The sequence below is a fragment of the Thermococcus sp. 21S7 genome (assembly GCF_012027615.1).
Taxonomy (GTDB): Archaea; Methanobacteriota_B; Thermococci; order Thermococcales; family Thermococcaceae; genus Thermococcus.
Map to the genome: position 1 here is coordinate 98,257 of NZ_SNUT01000005.1, position 19,579 is coordinate 117,835.

Genomic DNA, 19,579 nt, shown 5'->3' on the forward strand with positions numbered 1-19,579 from the left:
AAAGCCCAAGCCAAAATAATGGATAGTACTAGGATAACCAGCGTGCCCCCCACAAACCCCCACAGCCCATGTTCTTGATATCCCCACTTAAGTTGCTCAAAAATCCATGAGTTTCCCCACACGAATATTCCAGCTATAGTTCCCGCTAAAAATCCCACAAGTGAATATACAAGCTTGGACTTAGTATCGATTTTAACGAACAATATGCCAAGTAGTATGGCCAGTATCCCTGTGAATGGACTAAAAGCCAGTAAAAACCCAAAAAGAAAATAAAGGAGAGACAACTTTCACACCTCCGTAAAATACACTGCGTCTATATTTATTCCCGAGGCAAAGAGCATGATCGCTGACAGTGCATCTGCTAACGAGGATAGACTGCCCTTGGATACAAAATCAATGATCTTATCGGCCCACTTCCCCGCCCCCAGTTTACCCAAGAACGCTATAATAAAGTTGTCGAGGTTGCTCATTCCAAAGGTGACGATGCCATGCCTGCCGTATCCAGCATCAAACTTCAGGCCTATCTCCCACCATCCTCCAGCACTGAGCCATGATGAGTAGCTTGTTTCTATCGTCTTAAATCTAATCCCTGTGCCGGGAACTCTGTGGCTCTTAATGGACTTCAACTTGAAGTTCTTGCCACCGAATGTATCTTTGTATATTGTCATGTCAGGTAGTATTGTATAAGTACTATAGCCAAATAGGGGAACGTACTTAAACACTGATATACTCAGCCGCCCCCTCTTTCCATGTCTCACTTTGTAATGCCACACATATCCAAGTCTGCCATGATACTCCCTGTTTTTTGAGATTATAGCGTTGTCATAGCTCACGAGCCAAGACATGAGGACGCTTCCTAGGCCAATGTTGTGTCGGGGTTTTATGGGTTCCTTCTGGATTGGCATTGCTATTGCACTCCCGGCTGTCACTCCAACCATCAGCAGTCCCAGGAGGACTGCCATCAATGGTTTCCACTTCACTCAGTTCACTTCCCCCAAGTTTTTGGATTACCATCTGAACAACTTGCCTTTATAAGCTTTTCCTTCTCGCAGTCGTCATCTGCTTTTTTGGTTTACATTCCATTGTCATGCTTAGGACATTCATTCACAAAAACGTTGCATGGAGAGGAAACTCTGAACAACAACAGCGCCCATAGGAGCGAGATTACGATGGTGGAATATGGGTAAAACTTGAAAATCCATGTAAAAACATTCGACGCCGGAACTACAGCCGAGTAGACGAACCACAGTTTACCCTCCCTCATGCAGTACTCTGAATCCCTGTAGGCCGAGCATACGAGCCACATCAGAGCCGAAAAAATTAGCCAGAAAGAACCAGTGATAAGAAGGGCCACGGGATGAAACCCATTGCTCCCGAAGTAACCACCTAGGAGTGCCAAGACCAGCTCTGCGATCCACCAGCGTAAAAATAAAATAGAGGGAACTTCAGTTCCGTAGAGCTTCATTTTCACCACCGTCTAATTTGTAGGGTCAAAGGGGTATAGGGATAAGGATCAAAAACACCAAAAACCCAACCAGAGTACAGGACAAACTGGACAATATATAGGATTTTCTCTCGGCGCCAATTCGTTTGCCCAGCAGTAGCATAGCAAGGATTAACCCCAACATTAGAGCTATCTGCTCCACGATTATCCTAAAAGGCAACCAACCATTGTAGAAAAACCTTAATATTGACCCAGTCATGCCGGCTAATGCAAGGGGTACTGTTGATTTCAAGTAGGTTTCCAAGCCAGGTAGAGCCTTCAGGATTAGTCTAAGTATCCCCAAAAGGAGCGCAGATTGAATAACAAACCTTAATCCCGCCACCAACACAGCCAACCATATTCGCGAAAGCTCACCATTCAGGACAACAATCATCCAATAAAATCCCACAATCTGATAAGAGTAAACAACGATACCCCACAGAAACAGAGATATGAACCAGAGTAATAATAGACGGGGACTTTTCATCAAGCTCCCTCCGAAGATTTTTTGTAATTCCTAGAAAATGTTCTCACGGCATTAACCAAAAATGCAACGAATAAGAACACTGGAACCCACCACATGGTATGCCACTGTTCAAAGTAAGAATTACCATAAATGAACAACCATAATCCCGCACCAAATAATTCCCCCACCAAGAAAAGCATATTTCCGCGGAATGTAGAGAACACATGGTATCTCAAATCTACAAGTTTTATAAGGAATATACCCACTAATGCTGTTAGCAATGTCGCCGAGACTAAAACACCACATAAAAAAGAAAGAAGGAACGCAATCATTTTTACACCTCCTTGAATATTGCAACATCTACATTATAACCACTTAAAAGCAAATTGATTGTATCAACTAACGCATTAGTACTACCTTTAGTAACGAATTCAAGCAGCTTCTTACCTTTGTTTGTAAGTTTGCCTTTAATTCCCAATTTTTCCAGTATGGTGTCTAAGATTGGCCACTCTGTCATTCCAAGGGTTATAATCCCATGAGTTCCATACCCGGCATCAAATTTTACATCCATTGTCCACCATCCACCCAAACTAACCCAACTATCATAATTTGCAACAACCACTTTATACCTGTAATTACCAACTCCAAACGACTTCATTGAGTATAGTTTAAAGTTGTGCCCATTGAAGGAGTATGTAGTCATGTCGGGCATTATTGTTATTGTGATGTATCCCCCAAGAGGCACCCATTTAGATACAGAGACATCAACATAGCCTCTACCGTTGTGCTTGACTTTGTAATACCATGCGTAACCAGCTCCTGTCCCGATGTACTGGCGGTGCTTCTCCAAGATAGCACCACTCGCACTGTCAAGACGGGTCATTACAACGCTTCCAAGTCCAACTTGGTTTTGTGGACGGGGCTGATTGTGTACTGGCGCCGCCATCGCACTCCCTGCCGTCACTCCAACCATAGGCAGTCCAATAAGGACTGCCACCAAAGGACGCCACTTCAAGCAGTTCACTCCAAGAGTTTTCACTTGGATATAATCATTCGACCTTTAAAACTTTTTCTCTATAGTTGTAAATTAAAAACTAAGAAAAAAAATTTTAACTGCTTGCTTTTGAATCCGATTGACGAAAAGGAGCAAGAGTAAAAGAGCGTTCATTACAATCCTTCGGACATTACCACTAAAAAACTAAAGAAATCAATAAACATAACCGGACCAAATTCTTCAAAACTCTAAAACCCACCTAACCGCGTGCGGCACCTTCTTCGCAACCTCCAAAGCGGTGAAGTTTTCGCCGAGTTCCTCCTTCACCATGTCCCCGGCGAGGCCGTTGAGGAACGCCCCGGCGGAAGCGGCCCTCAGCGGTTCGTTGCCGAGCGCGAGCAGGGCTCCAACGAGACCGGCCAAAACGTCCCCGGTACCACCGGTGGTCATGCCCCTGTTCCCGGTTCTGTTGTACTTCCAGGCTTTTCCGTCGCTGATGACGTCGTAGGCCCCCTTGAGCAGGACAACGCCGCCGACCTCGCCGGCCTTCTCCCTCACCACCCCGGCCCTCTCCACGAGCGAACCCTCGGGCTTCACGCCGAAGAGAACCGCGAACTCGCCGGCATGGGGGGTTAAGACAAAGGTCTTCCCATTGAGAACGCTCAAATCCTCGGCCACCGCCTTGAGACCGTCGGCGTCTATGACCATCGGCTTTTCGCAGCGCTTTACAAATTCCCTCACGAATTCCTTCGTCTCCTCAGTGAGTCCGATTCCCGGGCCGATGACGACGGCGTCGGCCTTTTCAGCCATACCCATGAGTTCATGGACATGCTCAGGCGAGAAGTTCCTTCCCCCAATAGTCCTGAGGATTAAATCGGGGTCGCTTATCCTCATTGCCGGTTCGGAGGGCATCGCCAGGTAAACGAGGTCAACGAGATAGCTCGCGGCCTTGGAGGCAAGGTAGGGGGCGCCGTAGTAGTCTCCGCTGCCGCCGATAACGAGCAGTCTGCCGTTCTGACCCTTGTGCTCGCCCTTCTTCCTGAGCGCGAACTTTGCATCGCCGGGTCCAACGAGGTGGTATAGCTCCTTCGGATAGCCGATTTTGACTATCACCCTCTCAAAGCCGTCGTACTCTTCCTTGTCCCACTGGAAGGTCACCGCGAAGTCCGCTTTAACGCGGACGTCGCTCGGATAGCCGCTCGGCAGGTCGACGCTGACGATTTTTGCCTTTCCGGCATACTCGTTGATTTTCTCGACGGCCGAGCGTATCGGTTCGCGCGGCTCGCCCCTTGTGCCGGCCCCGAGAAGGGCATCGACGATGACGTCGTAGCCGCTCAGGTCGAGGAACCTTATGTAGGCGGAATCCTTGAGAACCTTGATTTTCACGAAGTCGAGGCCCTTGAGTATCTCCCAGTTGTGCCTGGCTTCCTCGCTCCTTATCTTCGCCTCATCCCCCACGAGGAAGAGCGTGACATCGTTCTCGAAGCTGAGGTGTCTGGCAGCGACGAAGCCATCGCCGCCGTTGTTTCCTGTGCCGGAGAAGACGGCTATCCTGAGGCCCTTTCCAAAGCGCTCCTCGATGGTTCTCGCAACCCCTGCGCCGGCGTTCTCCATGAGCTGGTAAGGGGTTATGCCGAGCCACTTAGCGTTTATGTCCCAGATGTAAACGTCCTCGATGCGCATGGGGATCACCGTTGATTGTTGGGCCTAATGTATTAAATTGTTTTCAGGTTGTTGTTTAATCAAGAAAAGGCTCAGAATCAGGAGGGAGCCATACCAAAAGATGACCCAGGGCAGAAAAACGAGCACTGTATCAAAGTAAGCACCATCAAATAGAACAGTTGGAAGCTCCAGGGGAAGCGCTAGAACAAAATAGGCAACTAAAAGGGACTTTAGGGGTAAACGGTCACCAGCAATGCCCATCAGAAGCTCCCACACGGCCATAACAACTACGTAGCCCACCCAAGCAAAGCCAGGCAATTTTCCAAAAATCCAGAAGTTGTACATGACCGTTAGAAAGAGCGGGTAAGCAAATGCAAAGGACCTCATAAAGAGCCTCAAAAAGAGGAGAAGACGAAGATGTTGTTCCAAGTTTTCCACCCTGACTACTTAAAGAACATCTAGCGCTCGCCTGTATGCATCCTCCGAGTAAAGCACGAGGTAAACCCTCTCCACGCTCCTTGCTTCGCGTGAGAACTCCTCAACCGTCTCCTTGAACGTTCTCACTACCTCCTCAAGCTGACAGCCATAGATGCCCGCGCTTACCGCCGGGAAGGCTATGGTTTTGACGCCCAGCTCGTCCGCCTTCCTCAGCGCGCCGAGAATTGCCCGTCTGAGCTTCTCCTTCTTATCTTCATCCCATTTTCCACCACAATAAGGCCCAACCGTGTGGATGACGTACCTGATTCCGTGCCTTTTGAGCCTCATCGCAGGAGTCACAACAACCTCCCCGTGCTCTATCTGGCCCTTCCCGAGCTGCTCCCTCATCGCCTCCTTGCTTATCCTGATGTACTCGCGGGCGTTTCCAGCGGCGGCCTTCGCTATGGCGTAGGCGACGCCACCGCCGTGTTCAAGGTATCTATTGGCGGCGTTCACAATCGCCTCGGCCGGAAAGCGGGTTATGTCCCCACGGACAATCTCAAATGAGACCATCGGACTCACCGCTCATCCAATCACCTTCAGAACTTAAGAGATTTGCCCGACAGGCTAATCGAGGAGCTTGCGGAGTATCTTCCTCCCCCGCTCATCCAGAAATGAATCGTCCCCCATTATAACGATGGTCGCATTGTGGAGCAGAGCGTAATCGCGCATGGTTGCGAGGAACTTGATAACCGATGAAAAACCGTTCTCAAGTACCAGATATTCAAGGCCGTCGATAACGATAACCGCGTGCTTTCCACGCTCGCTGGCTTTTTTCATGAACTTAACGGTAATGTCGAGTATCTTGGGGAGGTTCGTCGGAGATATGCCCTCGTCTGACACCTTGGTCACCCAGAACCAGTTGGGGAGGTCTCTTTTCTGTCTTGAGAACACCAGCGCACCCTCAAGAACCTCCGGGGGAACGGAACCCATCATCCGCAGCCCGGACTTCAGCTCGGTCTTTACATCCATCACCTCAAACTCGCCGATGAAAGAGCTGTCGAGGAACGTCTTTATTGAAACGTAGGCCAGGAGAAAGGCCAGGAGAGCCTCAACCAGCGCAATGTACTGGCTGGAAAAGTAGTAGCCCCTGAGGAACGAAGTGACGGCGAAGATACCCTCAAGAAGTCCCATAAGTCTGAGGTCACGGTTTCCAGTAGATACCAGGTAAACCCCTGAGAACATGATGCTCGCCGAGAGCACCGCAAACGAAGCGGTAAGGTTCTCGGGGAAGAGAAATATCAGACCCGCGAGTGGCACGGCGGAAAAGTATCTGAGCTCACGGGAGTACTTGGTGGCGCACAGAAGCTCCTCGGAGGCCCGTATGTTTCCGAGCCATATCAAAAAGGCAAAAAAAGCGAGGCCAACCGCGTATATAGACTTTCTTGGAATGAAGAAGTGTATCGAGAGACTGAACCATGCCAGTGCGTAGTAAACGAGCGCCTTCCTCCCCGTAAGGTGATAGTTGTAGAAAAGCAGGACGTACGAGATAAGGAAGGCAGACCCGAAAATCAGCTCCATCATTTCAGCTCACCGTCGATGTTTTCCCCGCCCGTTAAGGTCAATATCTCGCCGGGCATTAAAACCTTTCCGCCGGGTTGAACTTGTTGGAAAAAGCACGACCACCGGACTTCAGGCCAGTTCCCCCCTAACAGCTTCCACCCGGTCGAGGATTTTCTCCTCATCGAGCGTGAGAACCTCGCGGTCGAGCATGAGGATTTTTCCATCGACTATCGTCGTCTCGACGTCGTTTCCGTTGGCCGAGTAGACGAGGTGGCTTATCACGTTGTTCAACGGCCGGAGGTGGGGCCTGTTGAAGTCAACGACGACAATATCCGCCAGGTAGCCCTCCTTTATAACGCCTGCGTTGAGACCCAAAGCTCTGGCACCGTTGACCGTCGCCATCCTGAAGACCGTTCCAGCGTCCGCCACCGTCGGGTCGAGGTTGTGAACCTTGTGGAGGAGTGCCGCCAGCTTCATCTCCTCGACCATGTCGAGGTTGTTGTTGCTGGCAGAGCCGTCGGTGCCGAGGCCTATGTTTACACCGGCGTTGATGAGCCTCTGAAGGGGCATCACCCCGCTCGCGAGCTTCATGTTGCTCCCGGGGTTGTGCGCTACCGTAACGCCGTTCCTCGCGAGAATCGCTATGTCCCTGCTGTCGAGCCAGACGCCGTGGGCTATGATGACGTCCCTCCCCAGGAAGCCAATCTCGTCGAGCAGAAGCACGGGACTCTTTCCATACCTCTCCTGAATCTTTCCGAGCTCGGCCATCGTCTCGGCCACATGAATAGTTATGAGCTTCCCGTGCTCGTCCGCGAGCTTTCTAACTTCTTTCAGCAGAGCCAAAGAGCAGGTGTAGGGTGCATGGGGGCCGAAGACGAAGTGAACCCTGTCGGAGTTTAGCTTTTCTATCGCCTCCATCTCGCGAATGGCTTCGTTGAGCTCCTTCTCGGTCCGCTCGGGGTCGCCGAGGTCTATCATGCCATAGGAAAGGTAGCCCCTGAGGCCGGACTCCTCGACAACCTCCGCAACGGCGTCCATGTGGAAGTACATGTCGAGAAAGGCCGTCGTCCCGGTCTTTATCATCTCCAGCGCACCGAGGTAGGCGCCGACCTTGATGTACTCCCTCGTGAGCTTCGCTTCCCTCGGCCAGATGTGCTTTTCAAGCCACTCCATCAGCGGCAGATCGTCGGCGAGACCGCGAAGAAGGCCCATCGGCGAGTGGGTGTGCAGGTTGACGAAACCCGGAGAAACGACCTTTCCTGTTGCATCTATGACGGTATCCGCGGCCTCGGTAATGTTTTTGGCCACATTAACGATGCGGTTTTCTTCGATGAGAACGTCGGCCTCGACGACCTCAAAGTTCTCGCCGTAGATAACGCGCCCGTTTTTGATGAGAATGCTCATGAGCATCACCTTTTAAGAAGGTGTGTTTCCGGTGGAAGTTAAAAAGGTGTCGGAGAACAGAATTTAAAACAACCAAACCCTTAGGATTACCCACCTTTCTGAGCAGACCTAAGCAGGAAGAGAAGCCCGATTCCGATTGGCGTTAGCAGTGCCGGCACTATGAAGGCCGCCCCCGGACCGATGCCCCAGAGAAAGGTTCCCACAACCGGTCCCGGAACCGCGGAGAGCTTTGCCAGCGATGACTTAAAGCCGAGAATAAGGCCCCTGTGCTCCCTCTTGGTGTTCTCGACCACGTATCTGTTGGAGGCGACGTTGAGCTGCTCGATGAAGGCGAGAACTGCCAGGGACAGGAAGGCGCCCGAAAACGGGGCGAGCGCGAAGAGAACCAGCAGGGGAATGGAAAGGGAGTCCTTCAGCATTAGGGAGTTCAAACTGCCGATTCTGTCTACAACGTAGCCGGCGATAAACGCCCCCATGAGGGTTGCGAAGCCTATGGCGGAGTAAAGCCAAGAAATCTGGGAAACGCTGAGTGAGTAAACTTTCTGAAGGAACACCGGAACAAAGGGAGACGCTATCGAACTGACGAACAGCTCAAAGCAGAGGTAGGCCATAAAAAGTTTCAATGGGGGCTCTTTAAGCAGGGTTACTCCTTCAAGGGCTTCCCTAAACCTCTCAAAGGTTCTGCCAGCTCTTCTTTCCACAGTTTCAGAAACGCGGAGGTAGAAAAGAATGGAAATCAGAACAAACAGGGCCGAGAGGGCGAAAAGGTGGGGGTTGCTAATCCTTCCAATCATGGAGCCAAAGACGATGTAGCTCAGGATTCCGGAAGCACTGCTCGCCATGAGGAGAAGCGACATGCCCTTTCCCATGCCGTCTTGTGGTACGGACTCGCCCATAAGGGAGAACAGCGCCGGGGAGGAGGCTGTAAAAGAGGCGCTGAGCATTACCGCCGGCAGGACGATTAATCTACCTCCAGAGCCTGACACAAGGGCGAGGGAAAGTAACGCCAGCACCTCAAAAACAGCAGACGCGAGAATCACATACCTTCTCCCGTGTGAATCGGCGAAGGCGCCGGCAACGAGGGGCAGGAAGCCGGCGAAGACGTTGCTGACTGTCGCGAAGAGTCCCACGAGAGCCGGGCCGCCGATTGAAGCAAGAGTTATGTTCAGGTAGTAGCCAATGAGATAAGACACCGCGAAAATGTTTAGAGAGTAAGCTGGGAGTAAGGCCTTAACGTTGCCGTTCTTCAGCAGTGCCCTGTAGCCCAGACTTTGAAGACTCAAGGGCAACCCCCACAAGGTTCAAGCTGGACAGCGTGCTATGTTATAGAGGCAAGTTCATATTTAAGAGTTATTCCTTGCAAGAGTACTACCAAACTTCTAAACTAAATAAAGAAGCCAAGGGAAGCAAAAACACCAAATTCACACGAACATCGTCTTCAGCACATCGGCGCAACCGCACTTCCTCTCCACCGGAATGCGGGGGATGGCCTTTTTGAGAAGCTCCTGGACCTTGTGGTTGTTCTCGGCCATGACCTTGAGCACCTCCTGCGCGTCAACCGGCTTGTCCGCCCAGACGTCGTAGTCGGTAACCGTTGCGATGTTGGCATAGCACATTCCAAGCTCGCGCGCGAGGTTTATCTCCGGAACTAGGGTCATGCCGATTATGTGGGCATACTGACGGAACATGAAGCTCTCAGCGCGAGTTGAGAACCTCGGGCCTTCGATGCAGACATAGGTGCCCTTCTCGTGGACCGGGAAGCCGAGCTCTTTGGCAGTCTCGTAGAATACCTTCCTCATCTCCGGGCAGAACGGGTCGGCCATGGAAACGTGGGCCACGCGCGGCCCGTTGTAGAAGGTGTAGTCGCGCTTCTTCGTGAAGTCTATGAACTGGTCGGTTATGACTATGTCGCCGGGCTTGTACTCCTCGCGGAGCGAGCCGACGGCGGTAACGCCTATGACCCTCTCGACACCAAGCTCCCTGAGCGCCCAGATGTTCGCGCGGTATGGAACCTCGTGCGGCGGGAACTCGTGGTGCTTGCCGTGCCTCGGTATGAAGGCGACCTCAATGCCCTCGATTTCGCCTATTTCCACTGGGGCCGAAGGCCTGCCGTAGGGAGTGTGAACCTTGACGCTCTCCTTAGGCTCAAAAACGCCGTAAACGCCCGAACCACCTATGATACCTATCCTCGGCATGGTCATCACCGCCTTAAATGCTCGCTCCACTCATATAAGGATTGCCTTTCCAGTGGAAATGAAACTCCCCACGATGATTAGCTCCTTTTATCCCTGACATGTCTTGGGGAAATTAAGAGCAATCAACAGCAGTAGAGACCCGTACCAAAGGGCGACCCAGGGAAGGAAGACAAGTGCCGTGTGAATGTAAACACCACCCAAGAAAACGCTTGGGAGTTCCAAGGGGGCGGCAATGACCATGTAGGCCGTTAGGAGAGGTTTTAGGGGCAATCGGCCACTGGCAATGATGATTTCCAAGATAGCCATGAGAGCTATGTAACCCCACCACGCAACGGTTGGCAATTTTTCAAAAATCCAAAAGTTGTACATAACCGTTAGAAATAGCGGGTAAGAGAAGGCAAAAACCCTTAGAAAAAGCCTCAAAAAGAGGAGAAAGCGAAGGGAGTACCTCATATTCCACTACCTCCATGAATAATAGTGCCAGACCTTAGCCATATCAGGATTAGTATCTACTGTGTCCATGAGATGGTTCCATGTGTTGCTAACATAAACTTTAATGGAAGGGGAATACGACCGAATTCCATAACCATGAGTAGGTGCTGGCGTTGCATATGTCTGGCTCACTTCGTGACAAATCAAATATCCACATTCTGTGTAGGTACTAAAAGTTGTTGGGAATATTATAGAGTCATCTTTGACTTCGATGCTTTCAATGTCTTCACAGCCATAGCGGCTATCCCTTCCGGGATACCGTTTACAGCGAATCTTGTCGTACACGGCATCAAGTGAAGGGTCCGGGTGATCCTCATCGTAGAAATGAAGCTCGTACTTTACACTCGTTGAGTCATAGTAAACAACTATTTTAAAAAGGTCATTGTGGCCATCTACGTCATAGTGGTGTCCACTGCTGTCAGTTCCAGTTCCTCCGTCAATATCAACTCTAACTTGCACCCACCAGTGGATTGGATAGGGAATCGATGAGCTCATCGGAGCGTAGTAGTAATCGTAGATTTTCCCTTCTTTTGCTATTGAGGCAACTTTAATGGGCCTCACCACGAGAGTTTTTGCATTCTTGGGATAAAAGCTCTTCTGGTAGAGATAGGATATGTAGTCGCTGAGGAGAAGGTACTTCAACTGCTTCCTCTGCTCTGGAGTTAGGTTTCCAGCGTAGGGTGCAATCTCAGCGTCAAGCTCCTTGTCAAACCTCTGAAGAACGAGGTTCGTAAGCCTGTCCACAAAGTACGGGTCTTCTGAGATTCCCTTGGCCTTGTTCATGTCAATCCGGTAGCGGACGAACATGTCAATCGCTATCCATCCGCTTACATCTGCTTGGGGCTTGGCACTAACAAAGCCCGAAAAAACAAAAACAAACACCAGCACTCCTGCCAGGAGTCTTGCCCATTTCAAGGACATCGCCATGGCATTTAGGCATTAGACCTATATATAGTTTTCTACGGATAGTTGTTAGAAACACAAAATTGGAAATAAAAATATGAACATTTTAAGGGATTTCAAATGTCCCGTCGTAATATTTCTTCCGCTGGTACCGGACAAATCAGCCCAACTGTGCATCCTGTCCAAACCCAGTTACTCCACATTGAATCCCCTTGAAGGATCTAATAGCCTTCCGAAGCAGGTAACATCGACTCTAGTTCCAATAATCTCCCCGGAAATGAAAGAATCCGAAAATTTAATAACCTTTTGAAACTAAATTTCTCCGGGGGTGGTACAGTGGAAAACGGGAGTCCCGTCAAGATAGTGCTCCCGGAGATAAGGAACCCAATACTGATAGAGGGCTATCCCGGGATAGGCCTGGTCGGCCACATAGCGGCCAACTTCCTGGCCAGGGAGCTTGGAATGGAGATGATAGGCTACGTGGAGAGCCCGTTCATCCCGCCCATGGCGCTGATCCTCGACGGAAAGCCCAACCCCCCGCTCAGGTTCTACGGGAAGGACAACATAATACTGGCGATAGCCGACATCTACGTCCCGCCCACCCTGGTGAGCGAGATAGCCCGGGAGCTCGTGAGGTACCTCAATGACATGGGGGCGGAGAAAATCATATCCCTCGGCGGCATAGGCATAGGCCTCTTCAAGGAGAAGATGGACGTCTGGGGGGTTGGGGCCAAGGAAGAGCTGAACAGGGAGCTTGAGAATCTGGGCGTGAAAATCCTTCAGTACGGTTCGATAATGGGAATGAGCGGGAAGCTCCTCTGGGAGGCGAGCAAGGAAAAACTCGACGCCTACGTGCTGTTGGGAGAGACCTTCGGGGACAGACCCGATCCGAGGGCCGCTGCGAACGTCATAGAGGTTCTGAAGAAGCTGACGCCGGTAGAGGTCTCAACGGAGCCCCTGCTCAAGGAGGCGGAGATTATAGAGTCCCAGCTGAGGAAGATGCACGAGCAGATGGAGCAGGCTAGGAGAAAGGCCGAAAAGCAGTATGAAAGTATATACCTGTGAGGTGGGAGCATGGAGGCAGTCCTCCTTGCGGGGATAGCGAGACGCGTCCTGGATGAGCTGATGAGGGGCCCGTACAAGACCCTGGAGATAAGGGGCGCGAGGAACGTTATTGCACTCGAAAAAGCTCAAGAGCTCGGGAGGCTCTTCCTCACCTACGAGACTTTCCAGGATGTCACGGTGGGCACGGAGGGGCTTCTCGCGGAGATACTCCGCCTGGAGAGCATGGAGCAGAGGATTCCATGGGAGGAGAGCGACGAGAGGGAAGTGACCGTGTGCAGGGCGCAGGTAAGGCTCCTCGGCCTCGGCAGAATAGTCGAGGTGAGGAAGAGGAACACGGTGCTGGTGGTCAGGGTTCGCGAGATGTTGCCGCAGGAGATGGACATAGGCTAAAACAGGGTTTTCTGCCTGCCTTTTCCGAGCTTTTCCCTCTTCGGCGGCTGAACCTTTCTGAACTCAAGGCCTTCCTTTTCGAGGAGTCTCTTTGCGCCGGATGTCAGGGACGGTGCGACCAGTATTCCCCTAACATTCTCGTGCTCCCTGCTCAGGCCTTCAACGTAGCGCTTAAGCTGGCTGACGGCATGCAGGTCGGCCTTCCTGCGCTTCAGCTCAAGGACGACGAGGTTGCCGTCCCTATCGCGCCCGAGGATGTCCACTATGCCGTGGCCAATCTGCTTTTCCCGGAAGAGAGGTTTAAAGCCAGGCTCGATGAGTTCGGGATTCTGGAATATCATCTCCGCCATCTCGGCCTCGCTGCCGGTCAAAGCAAGCTCCTCGTAGTCCTCGGCCTTGAACAGGGAGACCAGATAGACCTCCTCAAGCTCGACCTCTAGTATCTCCTTTGGCTTCCTCCTCACGGAGCGGAGGATAATTACGCCACCGCGCTCCTCAACCGTCACGAAGCTCCCGGGCGGCTGCCAGTTAACGGGTTCCCTCTTCTTGCTCTGGTGGATGAGAAAAGCACCATCCGGTTTGATTATTATCACCCTGTCGCCGGAGCCGAGCTCGCTCTTGGCCCTTCCATCGTAGTGCACCCTGCAGCGGGCAAATATTGTCAGCATTGCCTCGGAGGACAGGGCGGAATCAACTATCCTCATGAGTTCATCGCGGGAGGGGTTCTGAACTGCCTCAACTTTTGACATGAAATGGGGTAAAGAAGAGGGGTTAAAAAGCTAACTCAGTCCTCAACGCCCTTGTCGGTTATCCTGAAGATTGCCTCACCCTCGGGGAGATGGGGGCTGTCTATGAGCCTGGCTACGCGCTTGCCGGCCTTGCCCTTCCGCAGGTAGATTCTCAGGGTCGCGCTGTGTGCCAGTATGTGGCCGCCCACCGGCCTCGTCGGGTCGCCGAAGAAGGCATCGGGCTTGGCCTGCACCTGGTTGGTTACGAAGACCGCTATGTCGTAGAGGTCCGCTATCCTGTGGAGGTCGGCGAGGTGCTTGGCCAGCTTCTGCTGCCTCTCCGCCAGGGTTCCCCTGCCGACGTACTCGCTCCTGAAGTGGGCCATGAGTGAATCGACGACGAGCAGCTTAACCGGCCTGTCGGTCTCGGCCTTCTCCTTGATTATCTCCTCGGCCCTCTCGACCAGAAGCATCTGATGGTTGCTGTTGAAGGCGCGCGCGACGTAGATGTTCTTGAGCGTCTCGTCGGGGTCAAGGCCGCGGTTCTCGGCGATCTGCCTTATTCTCTCCGGCCTGAAGGTGTTCTCGGTGTCTATCCAGACCACAGAGCCGTGGAGGCCTCCTTCCTCCTCCGGGAGCTGAACCATGACGGCGAGGGTGTGGGCAAGCTGGGTGTTATGAAGGACGAGGCCGTTCGGCGCTATGAAGTTGTGGGTCTCTGGAACAACGAGGTCGTAGACCCAGTCGTTGTAGTCGATGAGCTCAACGGACTTTACCTCGTAAAACTCCAGTTGTTTAACAAGTTCAATGAATTCGAGGGCTTTTCTGGCAATCTTCTCGTGCTCTTCAATCTCACGCAGGAGAGCCAAGACTACTCTGCTCCTAACGGGTTCGCGCTTTGGAAGTCCCCTCGTGCGATAGTTCGAAATCTGCCTATCGGCAAAGCCGTACTCCCTGAGAACCGTCCACGGGAACGGAAGCTCTGGTTTCTCCCCGCTTTCAATTGCCCTCTTTGCGAGTTCCAGTCTTGTGAGGACATCCCTGAAGTAGTCCGAGATTCTTTCGAGGGTCCTCTCGGTGAACCAGACGTTCTTACTGCGTGTCAGGATGTGATAGGCAGTTTCACCGTCCCTCTTTGGCAACCTGAATTCAGCGTAAAGGGCGGAGAGATACCTGGCAACGGCAGGAGGATACCGACCAACGCCGCCTTCGGGTAGCTCCGAGTTCTTGAGGAGGGAAACCTCAAGGACTGAGCTGAAGGAAGCCCTGTCCTCTCCTGTTATGAAAATCCTATAATATGTTTCTCCGTTTATGGCCTTCTCGGAGACTGTTGGAGACATGCCAATACGCTTCAGCAGGAAGACTAGGCCGTCTGCAAGGTTCCTGCTCTTCGTAACGAATTCCACATGAGACTCGGCAACGTGGCCGTCACCGTCGAGGTAGCCCGCAAGGAAGCTAATTATGGTTTTCTCATCTCCGTTAAGGATTTCATCCGGAACAGCCTTGCTCCCGGCGGTTGATTCTGAAAGAGCTCCCATCCACTCTGAAGTTTTCTTACGGAGGAGTATCCTATAAAGACCCCTCCGGATTTCAACAGCCGGCTCGTATCCATCGTGCTCCCGTATGAACCCGACGATGAAGTCCTTAAGCTCCTTTGAGGACGTCGTTATTGAGAACGGGTTGGAAGTCCCCTCGGCAACGAAGAGACCAAGGAAATAAGCCCGGTTGTCGGGCACGCGTGTAGAATTTGCGGGAACTTTGCGAACACCAATGATTATGTCGCCTTCCCTGAGCTCCCCTGCACGAACCCATTTGAGACCGTTTCTAAAGACAAGGACAGGATGAACTGCGGTTATCCTGAGCTTCCGTCCCCTAGAGAGGTTAAGCTGGAGTATCTTCCTGACCCGCTCGCGGTACAGATAAGAGGCCTTAGTGCGCTTTATTTCCCCTGTCGCAGGGTCAAAGGTGTAGACGCTAACGGTTTCCAGTGGAACCGCAAAGCCAGTGTCGAAGGGAACTTCCCCGCTCAAAGCCCTGTACTTTTCGTACATTTCCTCAATGGTCTCAAAGTGAACGAGAGTATCGTTCTCGTAGTAAACTTTTGTATCTTTGGCAAAACACTTACCGCTTCCGAACTCACCGAAGACCTCGGTTATCGCCTGCGTCTCGACTCCGCCGCCAACGAGCTTGTCGAGGCTCTTGCTTCCAGTGGAAATCCTGCCTATGGTTCTGCGCTTCTCCATGTACTCGTCGGCGCGCATGAAGGTTCCTATGTTGGCGGCCTCTCTGGCGGCCTGGATTATCTTTAGTGCAGCCCCCTCGCTGATTCCCGCTATCTCCTTGAGCTCCATTGGAGAGGCAACGGCTATGGCCTCGATGCTGTCGTAGCCGGCCTCGCGAAGCTTCTCAGCGGTTGCCGGACCGACACCGGGGAGGTCTTCAAGGGTCTTTATCTCCTTTTCCTTCTTTTTCTTGGTTGAGCTTGACGGGGACTCCTCAACGACATCGAGCTCCTCAAACTCTTCGAGCTCTTTTATTTCATCGTCAGCCTTTTTCTTCCTCGGCATCTCACTCACCCACTACACCTACCTTTCATAGGGGTAAAAAGCCGAAGGGTTATATACTTTTCTTTCCAGTGGAGCGGAAGATAAAAATGCCCAGTATCAGCAGATATCGCGAATTCGCGCCCTCCCCCTACTGTTTTAGCGAAAGTCGAATGCATCTCCAGACCGCCAGCGGAGTAAGGTAGCGTCATTACCTTTTTCCACTGGAAGAGCCGGGCTTTATGACGATCAGTTTGGACCCTTCTGGAATCTTCTCGTCCAGTGCAGGGTTGAGGACGGGCTTTTCCCTGTAATAACCGAGGAGGAAGTAGCCCTCATCGTGGAGGCGCTTCATGGCATCGACGTAGGGGACGCCCCACAGGTCCCTCCGCTCCAGAACGGAGATGTCGTAGCCGCCTGAGGCAGTGGTGAGGTCGTCTATGACGTCCACAACCTCCGGCTCGAAAACGGAGCTTGCGAGAAGTCTTCCCGCGAGGCTCCTGCTGAGTATCACCCTGTCGGCCCCGGCCCCCTTGAGGAGCTCCAGGCTCTCCCCGCGGAGGGCCTCAACGAAGACCTTCGCTTTGGACATGCGCTTCACCATGAGGGTCGTGAAGACGGACTTCGAGTCGTCCTCAAGGGCGAGGATGACGTAGGATGCCTCCCTCACGTGGGCGCGTTCAAGGGTCTCTGGATTCGTGGGGTCGCCTATGAGGACCTCCACTTCCTCTGGAAGCTCAACCTTCTTCCGCTCGCCCTCGTCGGGAAAGACCACCACTATGGGCCGCATCTCTATCTCTCCACTGGAAATCGCGGACATCAGCTCACCCACGCAGCTGGGTATGCTGCTCCCGCGGCCGATTATCACGTAGTGTCCGGAATATCTAACGCTGTGCATGCCCATCATCCTCCTCAGAGACGATGAAATGAAGTATTCGGCCAGAATTGAAACGAGGGCCGTAAAAGTCGAGATTCCGGCAACGGCAGCCACCATCGCCACGGCGCGGCCGGCCTCGGTCTGGGGCGTTATATCCCCATAGCCGATTGTGGCCATCGTTATAACTGCCCAGTAAAAAGCCATGTAGAAATCCACGTTCTCGAAATACATGAACAGGAACGCGAAGATAACCGCAAGCAGAAGTACAAGCGCCGCTATCTGGAGGAGTCTGTTCCTGCTGACCTTGACCTTCATCCTGAGAAGTCTTCGCACGAGCGGTACCGGTATCATGGTATAAGCTAAAGGGGGGAGGTTTTAAAAAGCTATCATCACTGCCCTTGGAAGTCCATAGATGGAGCATTTTTTCCAGTGGAAACAGAGGTCTTTTTCGATGGCCATCTGAAAGACCCCCCAGAGTTTCATTTCCACTGGAACCCAGTTTTGGAGATGGACGGTTTTCCCGGCCGGAATTACGAAAAGATGAGCTTATAAACCACATTACAAATGTGAGATCATCATGTTTTAAACCAATTGGGAGTTGATATGGATTTATGTTCATTACTACCCAAGATTCTCGGATTTTTATGAACATTGTTCATAAGAATCTATAAATACCAGAAATTGAAAAAAAAGCGGGAGAGTTTTCACCTTTTCAGAAGAAAAAACTGGGAGTAGCCAAAACCGGGTTCCACAGGAAATGAAACTCCCTGGGGGGTGATTTTCGTTAACTTTTTCCCCAAATGTTAACACTAGTGTTTTCCTAAGATGTCCGTCCTTGGACTGTGGTGTATATCTTTTGATGTCCATTTTTGTTCATTCTCCTTTCAGTGGAAGTGAACGAATGGATTCATTTGTTCGTTTACAAATGGAAACTTTTTATGTACATAACTGTGCTGAAAACCCCTTCGCTTCCTGTGGAAATCCGTTTCGTGTCTGACTTCTTCTCCACATTAGTCAGGTTCCAACTGGTTAACCCTCACCAACGGCAGGGAGGTTTGAGGGGTCCTCGTTATGGAATCCTTTAGAACGGGTTCTTCGCTGTGCCCTTGGGATAACCACGATAATCCTCGAAACACCCCAAATCGTAAAGCTTCCTGATCGTTTGTCTCATCACAGTGTTAATGAAGTGTTTCACCTGAAGTTTAGCCCCCTCATGCAGTCCCCCGAGTTTTCTGCTCGTTTCGATTGCCCTCAGGTGTGTTCTTTCCTTGGACTAACTAGAAGGCGTTTTTCTTGAGTTTTTGAGTGCTGGAGTTTTAGTGCTACCGTTCGCTTCATTTTAAAAGTAGGATATGGTTCTTGGGCTTTAAAATATAGTTCGCTTTCCTGGGTGATTGCTCGCTGGGTTGTTCACTGCACCCCCGCCGCGAACGGCGAGGCTTCCAAAAGAAAAATGTAATGTTATTAACCCCTTTGTCCAAAGTTCTATTGGTGGTTTACATGAGGGATATTGAAACCCGGGTTCTTGAATGGCTTAAAACCGGCAACGATAAGGCCGAGGATATAGTTGACCTCCCGTGGTCTATCCGAAAGGTGGGGCTCGACATATACGTGGCGGAACACCCAAGAATGCCGTTCTCATTGCTGGTGACATTTTCAGAGGAGTTCATTCATCTGCTCGTCCCGCTGGGCCTTGAAACGTTTTCCATGGCGAAGGACGAGAAACTCAAAGTGTACCACACCCTCCTTCGCCTCAACGACCAGGTGAACCTCATGAAGTTCACGCTCTCTGGAATGGACGACGACGTTTACCTCCGAGTCGATTTGGACAAAAAGACCCTAGGTAAGGATGAGTTCAACGATGCATTGGCGGCACTGCTCGTGGGTTTGATGTCTGCTGTTTCGGCCTTGGGCTTGGAGGAGGCTTTTGCAAAGGAGATATTCGACCGCATCGTGGGAATGGTCTTGGAGCGGGTCGAACGCGGTGCCAGCAGGGATGAGCTCATGAGGTTCCTTACCGTTAAGGTCGGCATGAGCGTTGAGGACGCCAAGAACCTGCTCAACGAGGTGTTCGCAGCTAAGAAAGAAATAGACGAGCAGGGAAAGGATGTTGGATATTTCTGATCCTCCATTTTTGGTTTTCATGGGGGCAGGTTCGAAGGTGGGGGAGAGTAATTTCGCTTTCTTCCTTTGATTATTGCTCCTATCTTCCGCTTGGCTTTTTACATCCTCCTGTTCAACAAGGCATATAAACCCCTCGGCTCGATTATCTATGCTTTCCTCTGCATCCGGTGCTTCCTCTGGAGCACATGTTTGATGTTCAATATCTCTTTAATAGAGTTGATTGGCTGGTGATTATGGGGCCTAAAATTGTCATATATCCAACAAAATAGCAAA

At 51.5% G+C, this 19,579-nt stretch carries 20 protein-coding genes; 3 read left to right on the plus strand and 17 right to left on the minus strand.

What is annotated here, in order from left to right:
• Nucleotides 1-287: 287 nt before the first annotated feature.
• From E3E51_RS08955 to E3E51_RS09020, 14 genes are all read right to left on the minus strand, one after another.
• A complete protein-coding gene (locus E3E51_RS08955) occupies nt 288-980 on the minus strand; it encodes a hypothetical protein (protein WP_167912775.1) in 693 nt (230 codons plus the stop codon).
• Nucleotides 981-1,072: 92 nt separating this feature from the next.
• Nucleotides 1,073-1,465 (minus strand): hypothetical protein, encoded by a 393-nt coding sequence (locus E3E51_RS08960; protein WP_167912776.1) that lies wholly within the window; start codon nt 1,463-1,465, stop codon nt 1,073-1,075.
• A gap of 25 nt (nt 1,466-1,490) precedes the next feature.
• Complete coding sequence (locus tag E3E51_RS08965; RefSeq protein WP_167912777.1) at nt 1,491-1,877, minus strand: hypothetical protein; 387 nt, start codon at nt 1,875-1,877, stop codon at nt 1,491-1,493.
• A gap of 92 nt (nt 1,878-1,969) precedes the next feature.
• Entirely contained in the window at nt 1,970-2,281 is a 312-nt protein-coding gene (locus tag E3E51_RS08970; protein WP_167912778.1) for a hypothetical protein, read from the minus strand.
• A 2-nt stretch (nt 2,282-2,283) separates the two neighbouring features.
• Nucleotides 2,284-2,946 carry a hypothetical protein gene (locus tag E3E51_RS08975; RefSeq protein WP_167912779.1) on the minus strand — a complete coding sequence of 221 codons (663 nt, stop codon included), beginning with the start codon at nt 2,944-2,946 and terminating at the stop codon, nt 2,284-2,286.
• 237 nt (nt 2,947-3,183) lie between these two features.
• Entirely contained in the window at nt 3,184-4,626 is a 1,443-nt protein-coding gene (locus tag E3E51_RS08980) for an NAD(P)H-hydrate dehydratase (protein ID WP_167912918.1), read from the minus strand.
• 24 nt (nt 4,627-4,650) lie between these two features.
• Complete coding sequence (locus E3E51_RS08985) at nt 4,651-5,034, minus strand: hypothetical protein (protein ID WP_167912780.1); 384 nt, start codon at nt 5,032-5,034, stop codon at nt 4,651-4,653.
• 18 nt (nt 5,035-5,052) lie between these two features.
• Nucleotides 5,053-5,595: a [protein ADP-ribosylglutamate] hydrolase gene (locus E3E51_RS08990; RefSeq protein WP_167912919.1), complete on the minus strand. Its 543-nt coding sequence runs from the start codon at nt 5,593-5,595 to the stop codon at nt 5,053-5,055.
• 54 nt (nt 5,596-5,649) lie between these two features.
• A complete protein-coding gene (locus E3E51_RS08995; protein WP_167912781.1) occupies nt 5,650-6,606 on the minus strand; it encodes a DUF835 domain-containing protein in 957 nt (318 codons plus the stop codon).
• 108 nt (nt 6,607-6,714) lie between these two features.
• On the minus strand, nt 6,715-7,989 hold the full coding sequence (locus E3E51_RS09000; RefSeq protein ID WP_167912920.1) for an amidohydrolase family protein: 1,275 nt from the start codon (nt 7,987-7,989) through the stop codon (nt 6,715-6,717).
• Between the two features lie 86 nt (nt 7,990-8,075).
• Entirely contained in the window at nt 8,076-9,272 is a 1,197-nt protein-coding gene (locus E3E51_RS09005) for an MFS transporter (protein WP_167912782.1), read from the minus strand.
• A gap of 138 nt (nt 9,273-9,410) precedes the next feature.
• On the minus strand, nt 9,411-10,184 hold the full coding sequence (locus E3E51_RS09010; protein WP_167912921.1) for an S-methyl-5'-thioadenosine phosphorylase: 774 nt from the start codon (nt 10,182-10,184) through the stop codon (nt 9,411-9,413).
• Between the two features lie 87 nt (nt 10,185-10,271).
• Nucleotides 10,272-10,637 (minus strand): hypothetical protein, encoded by a 366-nt coding sequence (locus E3E51_RS09015; protein ID WP_167912783.1) that lies wholly within the window; start codon nt 10,635-10,637, stop codon nt 10,272-10,274.
• A 6-nt stretch (nt 10,638-10,643) separates the two neighbouring features.
• Nucleotides 10,644-11,603, minus strand: coding sequence for a hypothetical protein (locus tag E3E51_RS09020; RefSeq protein ID WP_167912784.1), 960 nt, complete (start codon nt 11,601-11,603; stop codon nt 10,644-10,646).
• 312 nt (nt 11,604-11,915) lie between these two features.
• On the opposite strand from E3E51_RS09020, the gene E3E51_RS09025 reads away from it, so the two are divergent.
• Both E3E51_RS09025 and E3E51_RS09030 read left to right on the plus strand, forming a co-directional pair.
• The gene (locus E3E51_RS09025) at nt 11,916-12,644 is read left to right on the plus strand and encodes a proteasome assembly chaperone family protein (protein WP_167912785.1); all 729 of its coding nucleotides are present in this window, start codon (nt 11,916-11,918) and stop codon (nt 12,642-12,644) included.
• A gap of 9 nt (nt 12,645-12,653) precedes the next feature.
• A complete protein-coding gene (locus tag E3E51_RS09030) occupies nt 12,654-13,034 on the plus strand; it encodes a DUF473 domain-containing protein (RefSeq protein ID WP_167912786.1) in 381 nt (126 codons plus the stop codon).
• Here the strand turns inward: E3E51_RS09030 and nucS are convergent.
• The 3 genes from nucS to E3E51_RS09045 form a co-directional block, all read right to left on the minus strand.
• Nucleotides 13,031-13,783 carry an endonuclease NucS gene (gene nucS, locus E3E51_RS09035; protein WP_167912787.1) on the minus strand — a complete coding sequence of 251 codons (753 nt, stop codon included), beginning with the start codon at nt 13,781-13,783 and terminating at the stop codon, nt 13,031-13,033. The genes E3E51_RS09030 and nucS overlap by 4 nt on opposite strands.
• A 35-nt stretch (nt 13,784-13,818) precedes the next feature.
• Nucleotides 13,819-16,329, minus strand: a complete 2,511-nt coding sequence (gene radA / locus E3E51_RS09040; RefSeq protein ID WP_167912788.1) for a DNA repair and recombination protein RadA — start codon at nt 16,327-16,329, stop codon at nt 13,819-13,821.
• A gap of 187 nt (nt 16,330-16,516) precedes the next feature.
• A complete protein-coding gene (locus E3E51_RS09045; RefSeq protein WP_167912789.1) occupies nt 16,517-17,533 on the minus strand; it encodes an ion channel in 1,017 nt (338 codons plus the stop codon).
• A 1,149-nt stretch (nt 17,534-18,682) separates the two neighbouring features.
• Here E3E51_RS09045 and E3E51_RS09050 point away from each other — a divergent pair.
• Entirely contained in the window at nt 18,683-19,306 is a 624-nt protein-coding gene (locus tag E3E51_RS09050) for a YbjN domain-containing protein (RefSeq protein ID WP_167912922.1), read from the plus strand.
• Nucleotides 19,307-19,579: the final 273 nt, after the last annotated feature.

Bases quoted from the DNA above. Each gene is read 5' to 3' on its own strand.
- E3E51_RS09050 (WP_167912922.1), top strand. From the start codon at position 18,683: ATGAGGGATATTGAAACCCGGGTTCTTGAATGGCTTAAAACCGGCAAC.
- E3E51_RS09010 (WP_167912921.1), bottom strand. From the start codon at position 10,184: ATGCCGAGGATAGGTATCATAGGTGGTTCGGGCGTTTACGGCGTTTTT.
- E3E51_RS08960 (WP_167912776.1), bottom strand. From the start codon at position 1,465: ATGAAGCTCTACGGAACTGAAGTTCCCTCTATTTTATTTTTACGCTGG.
- E3E51_RS09020 (WP_167912784.1), bottom strand. From the start codon at position 11,603: ATGGCGATGTCCTTGAAATGGGCAAGACTCCTGGCAGGAGTGCTGGTG.
- E3E51_RS09015 (WP_167912783.1), bottom strand. From the start codon at position 10,637: ATGAGGTACTCCCTTCGCTTTCTCCTCTTTTTGAGGCTTTTTCTAAGG.
- nucS (WP_167912787.1), bottom strand. From the start codon at position 13,783: ATGTCAAAAGTTGAGGCAGTTCAGAACCCCTCCCGCGATGAACTCATG.
- E3E51_RS09045 (WP_167912789.1), bottom strand. From the start codon at position 17,533: ATGATACCGGTACCGCTCGTGCGAAGACTTCTCAGGATGAAGGTCAAG.
- E3E51_RS08965 (WP_167912777.1), bottom strand. From the start codon at position 1,877: ATGATTGTTGTCCTGAATGGTGAGCTTTCGCGAATATGGTTGGCTGTG.
- E3E51_RS08995 (WP_167912781.1), bottom strand. From the start codon at position 6,606: ATGATGGAGCTGATTTTCGGGTCTGCCTTCCTTATCTCGTACGTCCTG.
- E3E51_RS09000 (WP_167912920.1), bottom strand. From the start codon at position 7,989: ATGAGCATTCTCATCAAAAACGGGCGCGTTATCTACGGCGAGAACTTT.
- E3E51_RS08980 (WP_167912918.1), bottom strand. From the start codon at position 4,626: ATGCGCATCGAGGACGTTTACATCTGGGACATAAACGCTAAGTGGCTC.
- radA (WP_167912788.1), bottom strand. From the start codon at position 16,329: ATGCCGAGGAAGAAAAAGGCTGACGATGAAATAAAAGAGCTCGAAGAG.
- E3E51_RS08970 (WP_167912778.1), bottom strand. From the start codon at position 2,281: ATGATTGCGTTCCTTCTTTCTTTTTTATGTGGTGTTTTAGTCTCGGCG.
- E3E51_RS08990 (WP_167912919.1), bottom strand. From the start codon at position 5,595: ATGGTCTCATTTGAGATTGTCCGTGGGGACATAACCCGCTTTCCGGCC.
- E3E51_RS09030 (WP_167912786.1), top strand. From the start codon at position 12,654: ATGGAGGCAGTCCTCCTTGCGGGGATAGCGAGACGCGTCCTGGATGAG.